19 protein-coding genes are annotated in these 19792 nt (G+C 61.3%); 11 read left to right on the forward strand and 8 right to left on the reverse strand.

What is annotated here, in order from left to right; genetic code table 11:
- Positions 1–18 precede the first annotated feature (18 nt).
- From BM160_RS01180 to BM160_RS01215, 8 genes are read right to left on the reverse strand one after another with little or no spacing between them, the layout of a single operon-like run.
- Positions 19–768: a transporter substrate-binding domain-containing protein gene (locus BM160_RS01180; RefSeq protein ID WP_091999092.1), complete on the reverse strand. Its 750-nt coding sequence runs from the start codon at positions 766–768 to the stop codon at positions 19–21.
- Between the two features lie 38 nt (positions 769–806).
- On the reverse strand, positions 807–1583 hold the full coding sequence (locus tag BM160_RS01185; RefSeq protein WP_091999095.1) for an IclR family transcriptional regulator: 777 nt from the start codon (positions 1581–1583) through the stop codon (positions 807–809).
- A gap of 54 nt (positions 1584–1637) precedes the next feature.
- Positions 1638–3356, reverse strand: coding sequence for a urocanate hydratase (gene hutU / locus BM160_RS01190; RefSeq protein WP_091999099.1), 1719 nt, complete (start codon positions 3354–3356; stop codon positions 1638–1640).
- 25 nt (positions 3357–3381) lie between these two features.
- Positions 3382–4938 (reverse strand): histidine ammonia-lyase, encoded by a 1557-nt coding sequence (gene hutH / locus BM160_RS01195; RefSeq protein ID WP_369821733.1) that lies wholly within the window; start codon positions 4936–4938, stop codon positions 3382–3384.
- A gap of 58 nt (positions 4939–4996) precedes the next feature.
- The gene (gene hutC / locus BM160_RS01200) at positions 4997–5782 is read right to left on the reverse strand and encodes a histidine utilization repressor (protein WP_091999102.1); all 786 of its coding nucleotides are present in this window, start codon (positions 5780–5782) and stop codon (positions 4997–4999) included.
- A 22-nt stretch (positions 5783–5804) separates the two neighbouring features.
- Positions 5805–6641 (reverse strand): ABC transporter ATP-binding protein, encoded by an 837-nt coding sequence (locus tag BM160_RS01205; RefSeq protein ID WP_255368523.1) that lies wholly within the window; start codon positions 6639–6641, stop codon positions 5805–5807.
- 26 nt (positions 6642–6667) lie between these two features.
- The gene (locus tag BM160_RS01210; protein WP_369821734.1) at positions 6668–7522 is read right to left on the reverse strand and encodes an ABC transporter permease; all 855 of its coding nucleotides are present in this window, start codon (positions 7520–7522) and stop codon (positions 6668–6670) included.
- Positions 7523–7535: 13 nt separating this feature from the next.
- Positions 7536–8498 carry an ABC transporter substrate-binding protein gene (locus BM160_RS01215; RefSeq protein WP_091999428.1) on the reverse strand — a complete coding sequence of 321 codons (963 nt, stop codon included), beginning with the start codon at positions 8496–8498 and terminating at the stop codon, positions 7536–7538.
- 397 nt (positions 8499–8895) lie between these two features.
- On the opposite strand from BM160_RS01215, the gene BM160_RS01220 reads away from it, so the two are divergent.
- The 11 genes from BM160_RS01220 to BM160_RS01270 all read left to right on the forward strand — a co-directional run bounded on the left by BM160_RS01220 (position 8896) and on the right by BM160_RS01270 (position 19788).
- Positions 8896–9483, forward strand: a complete 588-nt coding sequence (locus BM160_RS01220) for a DUF3305 domain-containing protein (protein ID WP_091999111.1) — start codon at positions 8896–8898, stop codon at positions 9481–9483.
- Positions 9476–10165 (forward strand): DUF3306 domain-containing protein, encoded by a 690-nt coding sequence (locus tag BM160_RS01225; protein WP_091999432.1) that lies wholly within the window; start codon positions 9476–9478, stop codon positions 10163–10165. The genes BM160_RS01220 and BM160_RS01225 overlap by 8 nt, the downstream gene beginning before the upstream one ends.
- A complete protein-coding gene (locus tag BM160_RS01230; protein WP_177218874.1) occupies positions 10095–12230 on the forward strand; it encodes a 4Fe-4S dicluster domain-containing protein in 2136 nt (711 codons plus the stop codon). Before BM160_RS01225 ends, BM160_RS01230 begins: the two co-directional genes overlap by 71 nt.
- Positions 12231–12232: 2 nt before the next feature.
- Positions 12233–12850, forward strand: a complete 618-nt coding sequence (locus tag BM160_RS01235; protein WP_091999118.1) for a TorD/DmsD family molecular chaperone — start codon at positions 12233–12235, stop codon at positions 12848–12850.
- 183 nt (positions 12851–13033) lie between these two features.
- On the forward strand, positions 13034–13240 hold the full coding sequence (locus BM160_RS01240; protein ID WP_091999435.1) for a formate dehydrogenase: 207 nt from the start codon (positions 13034–13036) through the stop codon (positions 13238–13240).
- Between the two features lie 32 nt (positions 13241–13272).
- On the forward strand, positions 13273–16248 hold the full coding sequence (locus BM160_RS01245; protein ID WP_091999122.1) for a formate dehydrogenase subunit alpha: 2976 nt from the start codon (positions 13273–13275) through the stop codon (positions 16246–16248).
- A 10-nt stretch (positions 16249–16258) separates the two neighbouring features.
- Positions 16259–16879, forward strand: coding sequence for a formate dehydrogenase FDH3 subunit beta (gene fdh3B, locus BM160_RS01250; RefSeq protein ID WP_091999127.1), 621 nt, complete (start codon positions 16259–16261; stop codon positions 16877–16879).
- On the forward strand, positions 16876–17115 hold the full coding sequence (locus tag BM160_RS01255; protein WP_091999130.1) for a hypothetical protein: 240 nt from the start codon (positions 16876–16878) through the stop codon (positions 17113–17115). Before fdh3B ends, BM160_RS01255 begins: the two co-directional genes overlap by 4 nt.
- A gap of 14 nt (positions 17116–17129) precedes the next feature.
- Positions 17130–18320: a formate dehydrogenase subunit gamma gene (locus BM160_RS01260; RefSeq protein WP_091999133.1), complete on the forward strand. Its 1191-nt coding sequence runs from the start codon at positions 17130–17132 to the stop codon at positions 18318–18320.
- A 14-nt stretch (positions 18321–18334) separates the two neighbouring features.
- Positions 18335–18724, forward strand: coding sequence for a hypothetical protein (locus tag BM160_RS01265; protein ID WP_091999138.1), 390 nt, complete (start codon positions 18335–18337; stop codon positions 18722–18724).
- A gap of 65 nt (positions 18725–18789) precedes the next feature.
- Positions 18790–19788: a formate dehydrogenase accessory sulfurtransferase FdhD gene (locus BM160_RS01270; RefSeq protein ID WP_177218875.1), complete on the forward strand. Its 999-nt coding sequence runs from the start codon at positions 18790–18792 to the stop codon at positions 19786–19788.
- Positions 19789–19792 lie beyond the last annotated feature (4 nt).

The raw sequence follows: 19792 nt of genomic DNA on the forward strand, positions 1-19792 counted from the left end.
GCTCAGCTGCTCGTCAAGTTACTTGGCAACGTTGTTGCTAAACCATTTTTTGACAATGGCCGCGTAGGTGCCGTCGGCCTTGAGCTTCTCGATGGCGCCGTTGACGGCCTTGGTCAGCTCGGGCGAGTCCTTGCGGATTGCCATGCCGTACTCCTCGGTCGTGATCTGCTCGGGCAGCACCTTCAGGCCGGGGCGGGTGCGCACATACTGGTAGGCGGCGGGCTTGCCGGTGACGGCGGCGTCGGCACGGCCGATGTCGACGAGGTTGAACATTTCCTGGTTCTTCTCGACTTCCATCAGCTGCACCTGCGGGAATTTTTCCTTGGTGTAGGAAACCGACTTGGTGCCGACCTGCACGCTGACCTTCTTGCCGTTGATGTCGGCCGGCGTCTTGATCGCCGTATTGCCGTCCTTCACCATGACGACCAGGCCGCCAGCGTAATAGGGGATGGTGAAGTCGACCACCTTCTTGCGCTCATCGGTGATGTAGATGCCAGACACGGCCATGTCGAAGCGCTTGGAGATCAGGCCCGGCACCAGGCCCTTGAAATCGATGTCCACCCATTCGACCTTGCGGCCCAGCGTCTTGCCTATGGCTTCGACCAGCTCAATGTCAAAACCCGTGCGTTTGCCGTTGTCGACATATTCCATGGGCGGGAAGGTGGCATCGGTGCCTACGCGCAGCACATTGTCTTGTGCGTGCACGCCGGTGCTGCCTAGCGTCAGAGCGGCCAGGCTGGCCAGCAGAAGGTTGCGACGAAAGTTCATGGAATTGTCTCCAGTGGGTTGTGGTTGGGTGAGGGAAATCAGTGAATGCCTAAGCCGCGTGAGATGCGCGCGGCGGTAACGATGGTCATGCGTATCAGCGCCTGGTCCTGGCCTTGAGCCCGTGAGATCGGCGCCATCAGCGTGATCGCGCCCACGGCTTGCCGTGCCGTTCCGAACAAGGGGACGCTGACGCCCCAGACGCCGGCATCGACCTCGCCGGTGCTGGCGGCATAGCCGGCCTGGCGGATGTGCTCCAGCTCGGACTGGGCGGCTTGCCGATCGGCGCTGTCGGGGCCGTATTGCTGGTCCAGCACGGCGGCCTGCGCTGCCGGCGGCAAGTGGGCCAGCAGGCATTTGGCCGAGGCACCTGCACGCAGGGGAACGCTGCGCCCTTTTTCGAAAGAGCAGCGCAGCGATTGCTGGCTTTCAACCATGTCCAGGCAGATTGCCTGGTCGTTGACCGCCACGATCAGGCCTACGCTCTCATGGGACTGCTGGGCCAGCGCCTGCAGGTCGGGCCGCGCCTGGCACACCAGATGCGAGGCCAGATCGAAACCGAGCGCCATTTGCAGGCTCAGCGGTCCGGGGGCGTAGTGGCCGTCGCTCTCCAGCACAAAGCCCCAGCGCTTGAGCCGCACCAGTTGTCGGTACAGCGTGCTACGGGCCAGGCCGGTGCGTTCCATGAGCTCCGCCGCCGACAAGGCCTGGCCTTGCTGGGCCAGCACGGCCAGCACTTGCAGGACGCGGTCGGCCGTGGTGACGGAGGGGGATGCGCTGGTTGGCATGAAGGCAGTATCAAAGGATTTACTCACCATTTAAACCCCTCATTCCCAATTTATGGGAATGAACTTCCCTTTTTTAGCGTGGTTTTACCCAAGCATGGGCAGTTTGAGGCCTTGCTTTTTGGCCGTCGCGATGGCGATGTCATAGCCCGCATCGGCATGGCGCATCACGCCCGAGCCGCTGTCGTTGACCAGCACGCGCGCCAGGCGCTCGGCGGCGGCATCGCTGCCATCGGCCACGATCACCATGCCCGAGTGCTGTGAATAGCCCATGCCGACGCCGCCGCCATGGTGCAGGCTGACCCAGGTGGCGCCGCCAGCGGTGTTGAGCAGAGCATTGAGCAGCGGCCAGTCGGATACGGCATCGGTGCCGTCCTTCATGGCTTCGGTTTCGCGGTTGGGGCTGGCGACCGAGCCGGTGTCCAGGTGATCGCGGCCTATGACGATAGGGGCTTTGAGTTCACCCGTGCGCACCATCTCGTTGAAGGCCAGGCCGGCGATGTGACGCTCGCCCAGGCCCAGCCAGCAGATGCGTGCCGGCAGGCCCTGGAAGGCGATGCGCTCGCGCGCCATGTCCAGCCAGCGGTGAGTATGGTGGTTGTCGGGAAACAGTTCCTTGATCTTGGCGTCGGTCTTGTAGATGTCTTCCGGATCGCCGGACAGGGCGACCCAGCGGAACGGACCCTTGCCCTCGCAGAACATGGGGCGGATGTAGGCCGGCACGAAGCCGGGAAAGTCGAAAGCGTTTTTCACGCCTTCGTCAAAGGCCACCTGGCGGATGTTGTTGCCGTAGTCCACGGTGGGAATGCCCATGGACTGGAAGTCCAGCATGGCCTGAACGTGCACGGCGCAGCTCTTGGCGGCGGCCTGCGTCAGGCGGGCGTGCTCGGCTGGGTCTTTCTGCGCATCCTTCCACTGGGCCACGTTCCAGCCCGAGGGCAGATAGCCGTTGATCAGGTCGTGGGCCGAGGTCTGGTCGGTCACCAGGTCAGGCTTGATGGCGCCGGCCTTGGCGCGGCGCACCAGTTCGGGCAGGATGTCCGCCGCATTGCCCAACAGGGCGATGGACACGGCTTCCTTTGCATCACAGTGCTGCTGAATGAGTTCCAGCGCATGGTCGATGTCGCGCGCCTGCTTGTCGACATAGCGGGTGCGCAGGCGGAAATCTATGCTGCTCTGCTGGCACTCAATGTTGAGTGACACGGCGCCGGCCAGCGTGGCGGCCAGCGGCTGCGCGCCGCCCATGCCGCCCAGGCCTGCGGTGAGGATCCACTTACCGGCCAGGCTGTTGTCGTAGTGCTGACGACCGGCCTCGACAAAGGTCTCGAAGGTGCCTTGCACAATGCCCTGGCTGCCGATGTAAATCCAGCTGCCGGCGGTCATCTGGCCATACATGAACAGGCCCTTGCGGTCGAGCTCGTTGAAGTGCTCCCAGTTGGCCCACTTGGGCACCAGGTTGGAGTTGGCGATCAGCACGCGTGGCGCGTTCTCATGTGTCTTGAAGACGCCGACCGGTTTGCCCGATTGCACCAGCAGCGTTTCGTCGTTGTTCAGTTCCTTCAGCGAGGCGAGGATCTGGTCGAAGCATTCCCAGTTGCGCGCGGCACGGCCTATGCCGCCGTAGACCACCAGGTTCTTCGGGTCTTCGGCCACCTCGGCGTCCAGGTTGTTCTGGATCATGCGGTAGGCCGCTTCGGTGAGCCAACTCTTGCAGTTAAGTGTGGTGCCGCGCGGCGCGCGAATGACGCGGCTGGCGTCGTAGCGTGGATCGGTTGAGGCGGCGGTGAATTGGTCGGGAGCGTTCATGGCGGGGTCTCCGGTGAATCAGGGTTTAGGAATGGCTGGGCAGTATGTTCAGCAAGGCGGCGGGCAGCTCCGCGCGCAAGGCCCACTGGCGCATGGCTTCGATATCGGGCGCGAGGTAGCGGTCGCGTTCGAGAAATGCCACTTTTTGGCGGATGGTGGCGAACTCGGCTTCTACCAGGGGGGAGCTTTTGAGCTTTCTTTTGAGTTCAATGCCCTGGGCGGCCGCCATGGCCTCGATGCCGACCACGACCGCCGTGTTGTTGACCATGTCGCCGAGGCGGCGCGCCGCGAAGGTGGCCATGGATACATGGTCTTCCTGGTTGGCCGAGGTCGGCAGGCTGTCGACGCTGGCCGGATGCGCCAGCGATTTGTTCTCCGAAGCCAGCGCCGCGGCCGTGACCTGGGCAATCATGAAGCCGGAGTTGAGACCGCCGTCACGCACCAGGAAGGGCGGTAGGCCAGACAGTCCGGTGTCCAGCAGCAAGGCGATGCGGCGCTCGGCAATGGCGCCGATTTCGCTTACTGCCAGGGCGATGATGTCGGCCGCGAAGGCGACCGGCTCGGCGTGGAAGTTGCCGCCCGAGATGACTTCGCCGGTGTCGGTGAAGACCAGCGGGTTGTCTGACGCGGCGTTGGCTTCTATGCGTAGCACCCGGGCCGCATGCGTGAGGTTGTCCAGGCAGGCGCCCATGACCTGGGGCACGCAGCGAATCGAATAGGGGTCTTGCACGCGGCCGCAGTCGGCATGCGAGGGAACGATCTCGCTGCCTTCCAGCAGTGTGCGCACCGCGCCGGCCACGGCGATCTGGCCGGGCTGGCCGCGTGCAATGTGGATACGCTCGTCAAAAGGCTTGATGGAGCCCTGGATGGCTTCCAGCGAGAGTGCGCCCGACATCAGCGCAGCCGCGAAGACGTCTTCGGCACCGAACAGGCCGCTAAGTGCCAGCGCGGTCGATACCTGCGTGCCGTTGAGCAGGGCTAGGCCTTCCTTGGGGCCGAGCACAAAGGGCTCCAGGCCGATACGGCGCATGGCTTCGGCACCGCTCACCACCTCGCCTTCGGCCGTGGTGGCCTGGCCCTCGCCGATCAGCACGCAAGCCATGTGGGCCAGCGGCGCCAAGTCGCCCGAGGCGCCAACCGAGCCCTTGGCCGGAATGCTGGGCATCATGCCGGCGTTGAAGAGCGCCAGCAGCGCATCGACCAATGCGGGCCGCACGCCCGAGTGGCCGCGCGCCAGGCTCACGGCCTTGGTCGCCAGCACCAGCCGAACCACGGGTGCGGCCAGCGCCTCGCCGGTGCCCACGCTGTGCGACAGCACCAGGTTGCGCTGCAGTTCGGCCAGTTGATGGCCGGGGATGCGGGTGCTGGCCAGTTTGCCAAAGCCGGTGTTGATGCCGTAGACCACTTCGTCGTTGTCGACGATGTGTTGCACTGCGGCCTGCGACTGGATCATGCCGCGCTGCACCGAAGGGTCTAGCGACAAGCGCACGCCGTCGGCGTGGATGCGGCGCAACATGGCCAGGTCAACCTGGCCAGGCGTGAGGACGAGTGAGGTGTATGAGGGCATGGTGTGGGTGGTCATATGGTCCTGTATATACAAGTTAAGGTGTTGAAAAGGAAAGGTGGGAAGGCTTGTTTTTCTAGCTGGAAATTGGGTTGCCGTCGGTCTGGAAGCGGCTGCCCAGCCGGTAGCGGGTGGCGGGATGCAGGCAGCGCACCAGCGTGACGGGAACGTTGCGCGTCCAGGTTCGGCGTGTCAGCAGCAGGCAGGGCTCGGCGCCGGGCATGGCCAGGCGCTGGGCCTGTTCGGCCGTGGGCAGCACCGCATCGACCAGATGCTCGATCTGGTCGAAAGGCACATGGCGCACCAGATAGGCGCTGGGCGGCGTGACGGTGAGGTCCTGGTCCAGAAATGCCGGCACCACGCGCGGGTTCACATAGCGGTCTTCGAGTTGCACCGGCGTGCCGTCTTCCAGGTGCAGACAGACACTGTGAAAGACCGACTCGCCGGCGCGCAGATCCAGCCAGGCCGCCACGTCGGACGAGGCGGCGATGCGCTCTGCCGTCAGCAGCTGGTAGCTGTAGTCGTGGCCGCGCGCACGAATGTCGCTTTCGATATTGGCGATCTGCAGCAGGGTGGACTGGGGCTTGTCTTCGGCCACAAAGCTGCCGACACCGGCCTGGCGCACGATGCGTCCCAGTTCCATCAGCTCGCGCAATGCGCGGTTGGCCGTCATGCGCGAGATGCCGAACTGGGCCACCAGCTCATGCTCCGAAGGTAGGCGATGGCCGGCCGGCCAGGAGCCATCCTGGATTTTGCGGGTGATGAATTCCTTCACTTGCTCGTAAAGGGCAAGCGTGGGGGCCGGTGCGCCGCTGGCCGTTCGAGCGGCCTGTGCTTTGCGCTGAAGAAGGGCTGATGTCATGAAGGAGTGTGGCGGTAAACCATTAATGCTCGGCCGTTGCCATGGACTCGGCGCGGATTTCTTCGGTCAGGCGCGCCTTGAGCGCCATGAACTCGGGCGAGGTCTTGATTGTGTAGTGGCGAGGGTGCGGGAAGTCGACCGCAATTTCGGTCTTGATGCGGCCGGGCCGGGCGCTGAACACCGCCACGCGGTTGGCCATGAAGATGGCCTCGTCGATGTCGTGTGTGACGAACAGCACGGTCTTGCGCGCCGACTCCCAGATGCCCAGCAGCAGCTCCTGCATCAGCACGCGGGTCTGGTTGTCCAGCGCGCCAAAGGGCTCGTCGAGCAGCAGCATCTTGGGGTCATTGGCCAGTGCGCGGGCAATCGCCGTGCGCTGCTGCATGCCGCCCGACAGTTGCTTGGGAAAATGGTTTTCAAAGCCGCGCAGGCCGACCTTGGCGATGAAGAACTCGCTGCGTTCCTTTTGCTCGGCCTCGCTCATGCCGCGTTCACGCAGGCCGAAGCGGATGTTTTGCGCGATGGTCAGCCAGGGGAACAGCGTGTAGCTCTGGAATACCACGCCACGGTCGGCGCCGGGGCCGTCAATGGTTTGGCCGTCGAGCAAAACCTGGCCGCTGGTGGGGAAGTCCAGGCCAGCCACGATGCGCAGCAAGGTGGACTTGCCGCAGCCCGAGGGGCCGAGGATGGTGACGAAGTCGTTTTCGCGCACTTCGAAATCCACCGGCAGCAAGGCCTGTGTTGTTTGACCGCGGGTGCCGGTGAAGGTGCGGGATACGCCGCGAATGGACAGCTGGTTCCTGAGCGCAGACAGGCCGCCCTTAGGCGCGAACGCCCCCTCGGGGGGCAGCGAGGACATGGAGTGCCGAGCGTTGGGGGTCATATTCACAGGGCGCTCCAGGCAAAAAGGCGGCGGTTGATCGCCTTGAAAACGAAGTCGGAGATCAGTCCGATGATGCCGATGACGATGATGCCGAAGATGATCTGGCCGGTGTTGAGCAGCGCCTGGCTGTCGGTGATCATGTGGCCTATGCCGGAGGAGGAGCCGATCAGCTCGGCGACGATGACGTAGGTCCAGGCCCAGCCCAGCACCAGGCGTAGCGTCTCGGCGATGCCAGGCGCAGCGCCCGGAATCAGCACGCGTTTGACGATGCCGCTGCTGTTGGCGCCCAGTGTGTAGGCGGCCTCCACCAGGTCGCGCCGCGCTCCGCCAACAATGACGGCGACCATCAGGATGATCTGGAAGACCGAGCCGATAAAGATCACCAGCAGTTTTTGCGTTTCACCCAGGCCGGCCCAGAGAATCAGCAGCGGAATAAAGGCCGAAGCCGGCAGGTAGCGGCAAAACGAGACGAAGGGCTCCAGAAAGGCCTCAATGGGCTTGTAAGCCCCCATGGCGATGCCCAGCGGCACGGCGACGATGGCAGCCATGATGAAGCCGCCCAGCACGCGCCACACGGTCATGCCGATGTCGTGGATGAAGTTGTACTCGGTAAACAGCAGCCAGCCTTCCTTGACCATGGTGACGGGGCTGGCCAGGAAGGTGGGCGAAACGAAGCCGCCCAGCGTGAAGGCTGCCCACACCAGCACGAACAGCACGAAGAAGGCGACGCCCAGCATCCAGCGCGCACGGGGGCTCACGGGTTCGAGCGGCGCGAAGGCCTGGCGTCGCCGCCGCGGCGGCACGCTGGCCGCAGCGCTCAGCGACGCAGGTGCGCGAACAATGGAAGTCGACTCCATGATGGCTGGCTTGTTACTTGATGAAGCTTGCATCGAAGGTTGCCGCGAGGTCTTGCGGTGCCTTGCGGATCACGCCGGCCTCAAGCAGTATGGGCACCGAGTCCTTCATGAACTGGGTCAATTCAGCGGCGAAAAATTTCTGGTTGGCGGCCTTGTCCTGCCAGCGCAGATAGGCCGAGGACTTGGCAAACTGCTCGCCACTTTGCTTGACGGCCGAGCCCATGATTTCGTTGGACTTGACCGGATCGTTTTTGATCATCTCGAGCGCCTCGAAGTAAGAGGTGGTCAGGGCTTGCGCCGCCTTGGCGTTGTTCTTGAGCCAGGTCGGTGCGCATCCTACGGTGTCCATCACCATGGGGTAGTCGAGTGTGGTTGCCAGGATTTTTCCGGCCGCTGGATTGCTGCGCACCGTCGAGAGATAGGGCTCGTAGGTCATCGCGGCGTCATTCTGGCCCGCGACGAAAGCCTGGGCGGCGGGTTGCGGTTCCAGCGAGATCGTCTTGACGTCTTTGAGGCTCATGCCGTTCTTGTTGAGCATCCAGGCCAGGCCAAAGTAGGGTGCGGTGCCGGGTGCGCTGACACCAATGGTCTTGCCTTTCAGGTCGGCAAAGTTTTTGACGTCGTTGCGAACGGCCAGGCCGTCGGCACCGTAAGACTTGTCCATCTGGAAAATTTGCACGATGGGCACGCCATTGGCATTCCAGGCGACATGGGTTTCAACCGTGGTGGCGGCGCACTGGATGGCGCCGGCGGCTAGCGCCAGGTGGCGGTCCTTCTGCGGAATCATCTTGAGTTCCACGTCCAGGCCGTTCTTTTTGAAGATGCCGGCCTTGTCGGCGAGGGTCAGCGGCGCGAAGCCGGTCCAACCCGACATGCCCAGCGTCAGCTTGGTTTCCTGCGCAGCAGCAGGCGCGCTTGCGCCTGCCACGCAAGCCCCCATGGCCAGCAGCGTTGCGGCCTTCTTGAGAGTGTTCATGTCCATCATGTCTCCAGTCTGTTAACAAATTGATTGATCCCAGGATTTCAGCGTGGCGGTGCCTGAAAAACGGATTTTGTCTGCAAGACTCAACTTGTATATACAGGCTAACCCTAGTGTAATCTCATCGTGGTGGAGGCGACAAAATTTTCGTGTCATCGGGAGGCAATTCACCATACTGGTGCAATATCACCCGGGTGAGTGGCTTCGAATTCACTGTCTATACAGGTGTGGGTTGCGACGATCAAATCGAATGCAATTTCAGTGCCAGTTTTTGTGGGAGCGCTGCACACAGCACTTCAAGCAACTCTGTCGTGCGGCGCTTGGAGGCGAGCTTGGAAGACCGTGTTTGACGGTTGCTTTCGTTGTGGGCAGGGGAGCGCCGTACACTGCTGGAATGTCTGATTTTCTGATTCAGTCTCCCGAGGCAGGCCCTGCTGTTCACCGTCCCGCCATTGCGGTGGCGGTGGTCATGCGTCGTGAGCGCATAGACAACCGTTGGCAGCCCTGGCGCTGGGTGCTGGCCGACGTCGTGCCGCACGAAGATGGCTTTGGCGACCAGCCGCGCTTGCTGCTGAAGAATGAGCATGAGGAACGCTGGCTGCATCCCGGCTTCAAGGTGGAATTGTTTACCGACGATGCCGAGGGTTATTACCTCAATGTCACCACCCAGCAACCCTGCTTCTGGGTGGTCTGGCGCATGGAAGAAGAAGCGGCGCTGGCCGACGAGCCGGTGGCCGTGCCGCAAGTGGTCACCCTGAGTTACCACGACGCCGGGCGCTGGCTGGATGCGCAGGAAACCGTCGAACAACTGCCCGTACCGCCTGCGGTGGCGCAGTGGCTGCAGGCTTTTGTGGATGCCCACTACGTGCTCGAAGCCAAACGCCGCCAGCGGCCCCAGAGTTTCAAGACGCTGCAGGACCGTTTTGGCAACCCGGCGCGGGTGAGTACCGACAAGACCTTTGGCGGGTCCGGCCATGGCTGAAGAAGAGTCCCGTGGTTTTTTAGGCCGCTGGTCGCGCCGCAAGGCCGACGCCTTGCAGGGAAAGTCGCTGGATGAGCCTGCCGTGGCTGCGCATCCCGCAGCTGTGGCGGTGGCCCCAGCGATCCCGTCGGCAACTCAGGCGCCATCCGAAGCGGCACCAAACCCAGCCGCCGAACCGCTTGAAAAAAAGCTGTCACTCGATGACGTGAGGCTGTTGACCAAGGACTCCGACTTCAAACCTTTCATGGCCAGTGATGTCGGGCCCGAGGTGCGTAATGCCGCGATGAAAAAGCTGTTCGCCGATCCGCACTTCAACGTGATGGATGGTTTGGACATCTACATTGACGACTATTCCAAGCCCGATCCGCTGCCCGAATCCATGCTCCGGCAGATGGCCAGCGCAAAATTTCTCAAGCTGTTTGACGAGGAGAAAGACGCCGACAAGCCGGAGGCCGCGGCGGCCTTACCGCGGGAAAATGCGAATGACCCCCCTGGTGAAATCGTGGCACAGTCTTATGAAAGCGCTGACATAGCTCCTCCGGGTTTTGTTGGCCCCGTCCCTACCAGCCAAGTCGAGCCCTCCCAGGGTTCCGGCGCCAGCCAAGAAGACCATGCCCACACTGATTTGCGACTGCAACCAGACCATGCCGCTAAAGCCCCAGACCCTGGGCACGGCACTTAATGAAAAACTGACGCTGCATTCGGCCCTGTGCCGGCGCGAGGTGGGGGCCTTCCAGACGGCGGTTCAATCCGGCGACGATGTGGTTGTGGCCTGTACCCAGGAAAAGCGCCTGTTTGCCGAGATCGGACAACAGACCGAGGCTGCGACTTCGGTGATCCGCTTTGTCAATATCCGCGAAACCGGTGGCTGGAGCAAGGACGCTGCCAACGCCAGCCCCAAAATCGCCGCCTTGCTGGCCGTGGCCCATTTGCCCGAGGCCGAACCGGTTGCGACCGTGAGCTATAAAAGCAGCGGTCGCCTGCTTATCGTGGGCGCGCTGGATCAGGCCGAGCAGGTGGCGGCGCTGCTGGCTGATGCGCTGGATGTGACGATTTTTTCGCAGGGCGTTTCCGCTCAGGCACAAGCCGGTTTTCCCGGTCAGGAGCGCAAATACCCGGTGATCAGCGGCGCTGGCCTGAGCATCAAGGGCTGGCTGGGCGCATTTGAAGCAAAGTGGGAAAAGAACAACCCGATCGATCTGGATCTGTGTACCCGCTGCAATGCCTGCGTAGCCGTTTGCCCTGAAGCTGCCATCGATTTAAGTTATCAAATCGATATCGATAAATGCAAGTCTCATCGGGACTGCGTGAGCGTTTGCAAGGTGGCGGGGGCGATTGATTTCAGCCGTGAGGCACAAACGGTGACCGAGGCGTTTGATCTGGTGCTGGATCTGGGCGCGCAGCCGCTGCTCACGCTACATGCGCCGCCGCAAGGCTACTTTGCTGCGGCGGCCGGCCTGGCTGCGCCGGGCTTGCTGGCCACGGTGGTCAAGCTGCGTGACATGGTGGGTGAGTTTGAAAAGCCCAAATTTTTTGCCTACAAGCAAAAACTCTGCGCTCACAGCCGCAACGAAACGGTTGGTTGCAATGCCTGCGTGGACATCTGCTCGGCGGGTGCCATCAGCAGCGAGAAAAAACGCAACCAGATCAGCGTTAATCCCAATCTGTGCATAGGCTGCGGCGCTTGCACCACGGTCTGCCCGACGGGGGCGCTGACCTATGCTTATCCCCGCGCCAGCGAGCAAGGCGTGCGCTTGAAGACCTTGCTGTCGACTTATGCCAAAGCCGGCGGCTCGCATCCGGTGTTGCTCTTGCATAGCCAGGGCAGCGGTCAGCAGGCGGTGGACGCACTGGGCCGCGCTGCCCAGTTGCAAAAAACGGTGCAGGGCGTTCCCGCCAATGTCATTGCACAAGCCCTATGGCATACCGCCAGCGTAGGCCTGGATATCTGGCTGAGCGCTATCGCCTTTGGCGCTACTCAGGTAGTGGTGCTGGTCACGGACGAGGAGGCGCCGGCTTATCTAGAGGGCCTGGCAGAGCAGATGCAGGTAGCCCAAACCATTCTTAATGGTTTGGGCTACGCGGGTGTTCATTTCCATCTGTTGCCCGCTCAAATCAATGGCGGTGCCCAGGCCGTCGCCAGCCTGGATGCGAGTCTGCAAAGCCTAGGCAGGGCCAGACCCATGGCCGCTGTCACGCCGGCCCGTTTTGCGGTGGCGCAGGAAAAGCGCAGCACGCTGGATATGGCGCTGGACCACTTGATCGTCCATGCGCCCGCTGCCTTGCCTGAAGCGATTGCCTTGCCCCGGCAAGGTTCGCCGTTTGGCAGCCTGCTTGTCAACACGGATACCTGTACGCTATGCCTGAGCTGTGTGAGCGCCTGTCCGGCCAGCGCCTTGCAAGACAACCCCGAGCGGCCCCAGCTCAGATTCATAGAGAAAAATTGTGTTCAGTGTGGCTTGTGCGTCAAGACCTGCCCCGAGCATGCGATTGAGCTGCAACCGCGTTTGCTGTTGACGTCCCAACGCAAGGAAACGCGGGTGTTGAATGAGGCTCAGCCTTACCAATGCATACGCTGCAGCAAGCCCTTCGGCACCCTCAAGGCGATTGAATCCATGCTGGGCAAGCTGGCCGGGCATGCAATGTTCCAGGGCGCGGCTGCAGATCGCCTGAAGATGTGCGGTGATTGCCGGGTTATTGACATCTATTCTGCTGACAACGAACTCAAAATCACCGACATTCGCTAAACATGACACAAGCCCAACTCGTAGCTTCCAGCCTGGACGAAGAAACCGCGCGTGCCGAGGTCTATGGACTTCTTGCGGCACTTTTTTATGCCGCGCCATCGGCCGAACTGCATGAGAGCATTCGTGTGGCCGTGACTGAGGCTCCAGCCGCTGGCGCCTTGCTTGAAAGCTCGTGGGGGGAGCTGGTCGCTGCGGCACGTCAATACAGCCAGACAGAGATCGCCGAGGAGTACAACACCCTGTTTGGTGGTGTGGGCAAGCCGGAGGTCTATCTCTTTGGCTCCCACTATCTCAGTGGCTTTCTCAATGAAAAGCCATTGGTAGCCTTGCGCAGCGATATCTCAGCATTGGGCCTGACACGCGATGAGGCCATGCCGGAAACAGAAGATCATGTGGCTTACCTGTGCGAGGTCATGCGCTACCTGATCGCTGGCGACGACGTGGAGGTGGCTAATCTGACGCGTCAGCGAGACTTTTTTTCCTGCCATGTGCAGCCGTGGTTTCCCATGATGTGCGAGGCCGTCATGCAAAACCCCAAGGCCCGCTTTTACCGCACACTCGCGGCCTTCACGCAAACCTTTATCAGTATCGAAGTGCAAGGATTTGACATGCTGGCCTGAGGACGTTTGTCTCTTGCCCTGGTCTTGAAGCTGGCTGTCGTCAGCCGAGCCGTGCTGCCATAGCGTAACTTGTGGTTTTCCCTTGGTATTCGGGTTTCCCCTCCTACTACCCATTGTGGTGCATGCTGCTCTGACGTACAGTATGCAAATCGTTACATAGCTGTAGCTTTCTTGGAGAAAAAAATGCAGGACAGCCAGTCAAAACCTTCGCGTCGAGGCTTTTTTTTCGGTGCCGCCGCTACGGGTGCGGCGGCCGCAGCCATAGTGGCCTTGCCGGGCGCGCCAGCGCCGCAGACCACGCTTCAGGCGCCTAAGCCGGCCCCTGAAAAAGGCGGTGGCTACAGCCTCTCAGAACACGTCAAGCGTTATTACACGACCACGCGTATCTAGTTTCATCCCGTTTTCTTCCTACGGAGAGCCCCATGCTGCTCACGAAAAAAAGCCCTGCCTTTCACAGCGATCCGGCGCATCGCGCGGGATCTACACGCTTTGTGCAAAGCCTGTCGCGTGGGCTGTCCAATGCCTTGCCGACCATGGACAGGAGGTCATTTCTGCGCCGTTCTGGTCTAGGCGTAGGCGTTGGATTGGCAGCGACTCAGCTGACACTGGTTAAAAAAGCCGGTGCCGCAGCACCTGCCGAAGGTGCTGCAACTGGGAAGATCGAAGTTAGGCGCACGGTCTGCACCCACTGCTCGGTTGGCTGTGCGGTAGATGCCGTGGTTGAAAACGGTGTCTGGGTGCGCCAGGAGCCGGTGTTTGACTCGCCCATCAACCTGGGTGCACATTGCGCCAAAGGTGCGGCGCTGCGTGAACACGGCCACGGGGAATACCGCCTGCGTTACCCCATGAAACTGGTCAACGGCAAATATGAACGCATCAGCTGGGACACGGCGCTCAACGAAATCAGCGCCAAGATGCTGGAGTTGCGCAAGGCCAGCGGCCCGGACTCGGTGTATTGGGTGGGCTCGTCCAAACACAACAACGAGCAGGCCTATCTGATGCGCAAGTTCGTGAGTTTCTGGGGCAGCAACAACTGTGACCACCAGGCGCGTATCTGCCATTCCACCACGGTGGCCGGTGTGGCCAATACCTGGGGTTATGGTGCGATGACCAACTCCTACAACGACATGCAAAACAGCAAGTGCGCGTTGTACATCGGCTCGAATGCCGCCGAGGCGCACCCGGTCAGCATGTTGCACATGCTGCATGCCAAGGAAACCGGCTGCAAGATGATTGTGGTGGACCCGCGCTTCACGCGCACCGCCGCCAAGGCCGATGAATACGTGCGTATTCGCTCCGGCTCCGACATTCCTTTCCTCTTCGGTTTGCTGTATCACATCTTCAACAATGGTTGGGAAGACACCAAGTACATCAACGACCGTGTTTACGGCATGGACAAGGTCAAGGCCGACGTGATGGCCAAGTGGACACCGGACAAGGTCGAAGAAGCCTGCGGCGTCAAGGAAGAACAGATGCTGCGTGTGGCCACCATGATGGCCAAGAATCGGCCCTCGACCTTGGTGTGGTGCATGGGGCAAACCCAGCACAGCATCGGCAATGCCATGGTGCGCGCCTCGTGCATTGTGCAACTGGCCCTGGGCAATGTAGGTGTGTCCGGTGGCGGCGCCAACATCTTCCGTGGCCACGACAACGTGCAGGGTGCCACGGACATCGGCCCCAACCCCGATTCATTGCCGGGTTACTACGGTTTGGCCGAAGGTTCCTGGAAACACTTTGCCAAGATCTGGGGCGTTGACTTCGACTGGATCAAGGCCCGTTATGCTTCGCCCGCGATGATGGGCAAACCCGGCATCACGGTGTCGCGCTGGATTGATGGTGTGCTGGAGAAAAACGAGGTGATCGACCAAGACTCCAATTTACGCGCCTGCGTTTTTTGGGGCCATGCGCCCAACTCCCAGACCCGCGGCCTGGAAATGAAACGCGCGATGGACAAGCTGGATCTGCTGGTGGTGGTGGACCCTTATCCGTCGGCGACCGCGGCCATGGCCGCCATGCCAGGCAAGGCCGAAGACCTCAACCCGAACCGCGCGGTCTACCTGCTGCCGGCGGCGACCCAGTTTGAAACCAGCGGCTCCGTGACGGCGTCGAACCGCTCGCTGCAGTGGCGTGAAAAAGTGATTGAGCCGCTGTGGGAAAGCCGCAGTGACCACATGATCATGCACCATCTGGCTGAAAAATTCGGCTTTGCCAAGGAGTTGTCGAAAAACTTCAAGATGCAAAAAGTCAAAGGCCTGGACGAACCCGTGCCCGAAGACATCCTGCGCGAAGTCAACAAGACCTGCTGGACCATTGGCTATACCGGGCAAAGCCCCGAGCGCCTGAAGGCCCACATGCGCAACATGCATTTGTTCGATGTGAAAACGTTGAGGGCTAAACCCGGCAAGGACAAGGAAACCGGTTACGACGTGACGGGCGATTATTTCGGCCTGCCGTGGCCGTGCTGGGGCAATCCCGAGCTCAAACACCCGGGCTCGCCCAACCTGTATGACACCTCCCGGCATGTGATGGATGGCGGCGGTAATTTCCGCGCCAACTTCGGCGTGGAGAAAGACGGCGTCAACCTGCTGGCCGAGGATGGTTCCCACTCCAAAGGTGCGGACATCACCACCGGTTATCCGGAAGTCGATCACCTGTTCATGAAAAAACTGGGCTGGTGGGATGAATTGACCGATGCCGAGAAGGTCGCCGCCGAAGGCAAAAACTGGAAAACCGATTCCTCGGGCGGCATGATTCGCGTGACCATGAAAAACCATGGTTGTTATCCCTTCGGCAATGCCAAGGCACGTGCCGTGGTCTGGAACTTCCCCGACGCGATCCCGCAACACCGCGAGCCGATTTATGGCATCCGCCCGGACCTGGTGGCCAAATACCCGACACACGACGACAAAAAAGCCTTCTGGCGCATGCCCACGCTGTACAAAACCCTGCAGCAGAAAAACGTGGCCGACAAGGTGGAACTCAAATATCCGCTGATCCTGACCTCAGGTCGGCTGGTCGAATACGAGGGCGGCGGCGAGGAAACCCGCTCCAACCCCTGGCTGGCCGAGTTGCAGCAAGAGGCTTTTGTCGAGGTCAATCCCAAAACTGCCGCCGAGCGCGGCATCAGCAACGGCGGGCGCGTGTGGTTGAGCACACCGACCGGCGCGCGCCTGAATGTGCAGGCCCTGGTGACAGAGCGTGTGGGGGCCGACACCGTGTGGATGCCTTTCCACTTCTCCGGCCACTGGCAAGGCGCCGACATGCTGGCGTATTACCCCAACGGCGCTGCGCCGGTGGTGCGCGGTGAGGCTGTCAATACGGCGACGACTTACGGTTACGACAGCGTGACGATGATGCAGGAAACCAAGACAACCATCTGCAACCTCGAGAAAGCATAAGGAATACATCATGGCAAGAATGAAATTTGTCTGTGACGCCGAGCGCTGCATCGAATGCAATGGTTGCGTCACCGCCTGTAAAAACGAAAACGAAGTCCCATGGGGCGTCAATCGCCGCCGCGTGGTCACGCTCAACGACGGTGTGCCTGGTGAAAAATCCATCTCGGTGGCCTGTATGCATTGCAGCGACGCACCCTGCATGGCGGTCTGCCCGGTCAACTGTTTTTACCGTACCGATGAAGGTGTGGTGCTGCATGACAAGGATGTCTGCATAGGCTGCGGTTACTGCTCCTACGCCTGCCCCTTTGGCGCACCACAGTTCCCCTCGCAAGGCACTTTCGGCGTGCGCGGCAAGATGGACAAATGCACCTTCTGCGCCGGTGGTCCCGAAGCCAACGGCAGCCAGGCCGAGTTTGAAAAATATGGCCGCAACCGGCTGGCCGAAGGCAAGCTGCCGGCCTGTGCCGAGATGTGTTCGACCAAGGCGCTACTGGCCGGTGATGGCGACGTGGTGGCGGATATTTTCCGCAACCGTGTGGTGCAGCGCGGCAAGGGTGCCGAGGTCTGGGGTTGGGGAACGGCCTATGGCTCCCGGCAAGCCGGTCAGCCACCTGCAGGAGCCAAATCATGAAACATCTGACCCTCTTGATTCCCGCGCTGGTCGCCGTGGCCGGCCTGTCCGCCTGCGGCGAAAAGCCGCAAACCCTGAGCGGCACCAAAAGCGATGTTCCTGCTTATAAGGGCACGGACAACGGTTTTTCAGCGCCCGGCTGGAAAGCCGGCGACAAGACCAGCTGGGAGCAGGGCCTCAAGGTGCGCATGCAAAACAGCCAGAACGAATACACCAAGCTGAATACGGATAAATAATAGCCGGAGGCCATATGCAGCATGCGCGACTAGCTATATTTTTAATAGCACTTGGGTTGACTGGATGGGCCGCTGCACAAGCGCCCGCGAATCCGCTAGCGGCGGCTGGTGTGGTGACGCAGCAGACTGCTGCTCCGGCCTCCCCGGCCGCAGGTGGCATCCAGAGCCAGAATATTTTCGAGGTCAAACCCGACGCCGACGCGGCCCCCAACTACGCCAAACAGACCAACGGCGAGCGGGCCAAGGTGCAGCCTGGCAACAATGCGCCCATGTGGCGCGACGTGGGTGCTGGCATTACCGGCTACAGCAGCTTGCCCAAAAGCGAAGCGCCTGAAGCCGGCAACCTGATCCAGCCTTTTGTGCAATACCCCGGTTCGCGCCTGACCAATGCCGGCGAGGCTTGGCGCCAGGTGCGCAACAACTGGATCATTCCCTACGGTGGCTCGCTGTTTCTGATCGTGCTGCTGGCGATTGCGATTTTTTACTTCAGCAAGGGCAGCATTAAGACCCATGGCGCGGACACCGGCCGAAAGATTGAACGCTTCACGCCGTTTGAGCGCGCGGCGCATTGGTCCAACGCGATCGCGTTTTCCATCCTGGCGATCTCCGGCCTGGTGATGGCCTTTGGCAAATTTTTCCTGCTGCCGGTCATGGGCAGCACGCTGTTTGGCTGGCTCGGCTGGGTGTTAAAAACCGCGCACAATTTTGCCGGACCGCTGTTTGCCGTGTCGCTGGTGATTGTGTTCTTCACCTTTTTGCGCGACAACTGGCCGCAAAAAGGCGATATGAACTGGCTGCTCAAGGGTGGCGGTCTGCTCGGTGGCGCCGAGCCGGCTTCCAACCGTTTCAACGCTGGTGAAAAACTGATTTTTTGGGGCGGTGTGTTCTTCCTCGGTGTGGTGGTGGTGTCGTCTGGTTTTGTGCTCGATAAGCTGTTGCCGGGATTGGTTTACGAACGCGCCACCATGCAAATCGCCCACATGGTGCATGCCGTGGCCACGGTGCTCATGATGTGCATGTTCCTGGGTCATATCTACCTGGGCACCATAGGCATGCAGGGCGCCTACAAGGCCATGAAAACAGGCTATGTTGATGAAGCCTGGGCCAAAGAGCACCACGAATACTGGTATGACGATGTCAAGGCCGGCAGGACACCTGCCCAGCGCAGTGAGCCCACACCGCCGAGCCAGACCATCCAGGTTTAAAAGTGAGAATTTCCATGAAAAAAATCCTGATCACTGTTTGCCTTGCCAGCGTGTCCCTGCTCTCGCTGGCTAAATTGCCTGCGCCTAGCGACGATGCCAAGGCCAAGGCTGCGGAGGCCGCCGCCAAGGCGACCTGGGCGGGCAAGGTGGATGCTTACCAGCTGTGCCAATCGCAGGACAAGGTGGCCGCTAGCTATTACAAAGCCGCCAAGGCTGCGGGCAAGGACGTCAAACCACCGCTGGCCACGCCGGCCTGTGCTGATCCGGGTGCCTTTGCTTACACGCCGCCTGAGGCCGCCAAACCCATAGAAGCCGCGGGCGCACATTCGCCGGCCGCCACGGCTGTCAGCCCGCCAAGCGGCAAGCAGCCAGATGCCGTGGTCAATCCGGCCAACAAATCCTGAAATTCCCCTTACTCATTCAGGGCCGGCTCCGCAAGGTGCCGGCCTTTTTGCGCTAGGCTTGGGCCATGTCCCTGCCATTTTTGACCCAAGCCCGTGCCCCGCTCACCTGTGAGATAGCCGCCGTCAATGAATACGGTGAGTCGCTCCAGATATCCATCCCGGCCGAACGCGCGCTCACGGTCTATGTCGACAAGCGTGAGCTGGTCACGCTGATGACCCTGGGCGCACACCCCGAGCTGCTGGTGCTGGGTTATCTGCGCAACCAGCGCCTGGTCAAAGAGGTGGGCGACATCGAATCCATCACGGTGGACTGGGAGGTAGGCGCTGCCGCCGTCAAGACCCGTCACGGCATTGAAGACATCGAGGAAAAAACCGCCAAACGCGTGGTCACCACCGGCTGCGGGCAGGGCAGTGTGTTTGGCGGCCTGATGGACGAGGTGGACCAGATTGTTCTGCCGGCAGATGCCCACATCACGCAGGGCCAGCTCTATGGGCTGGTCAACACCATACGGCTCAAGGAAACCACCTACAAGTCTGCCGGCTCGGTACACGCCTGTGCGCTGTTTGTCATGACAGCTGAAGAGCCTGAGATGCTGTTGTTTGTGGAAGACGTGGGACGCCACAACGCCATTGACACCATCGCTGGCTGGATGTGGATGAATATGGCCCCCACGCTCGGCACTGACGTGTCCTCGCTGCCCCCCGAGGGGGCGCTGCGCCTGCGGCCCGGCAAAGCCGGCTCCGCGGCCCCGGCTGGTGAAGGGGAGCCCTCGTTGGGCGCCTCCTCCACCGACCTCGGCCTGGACGGCCTGGTGTTTTATACGACCGGCCGGCTGACCAGCGAGATGGTCATCAAGTCCGCCCAGATGGGCGTGCCCATTGTGGTGTCGCGCAGCGGCATCACGCAGATGGGGCATCAGGTTGCGCAAGCGGTGGGGCTGTGCGCCATTGGCCGGGCGACCAACAAGCGCTTTGTTTGCTATACCCGGGCCGATCGCCTGCGGTTGCAGCCTGGCCTGGTGGTCAAACCTGACGTCGAGCGCAAGGCCGATCAGAGCGCCTGATCTT

Origin of the sequence: Polaromonas sp. OV174 (assembly GCF_900112285.1) — a bacterium.
In the GTDB taxonomy this organism is placed as follows: domain Bacteria; phylum Pseudomonadota; class Gammaproteobacteria; order Burkholderiales; family Burkholderiaceae_C; genus Polaromonas.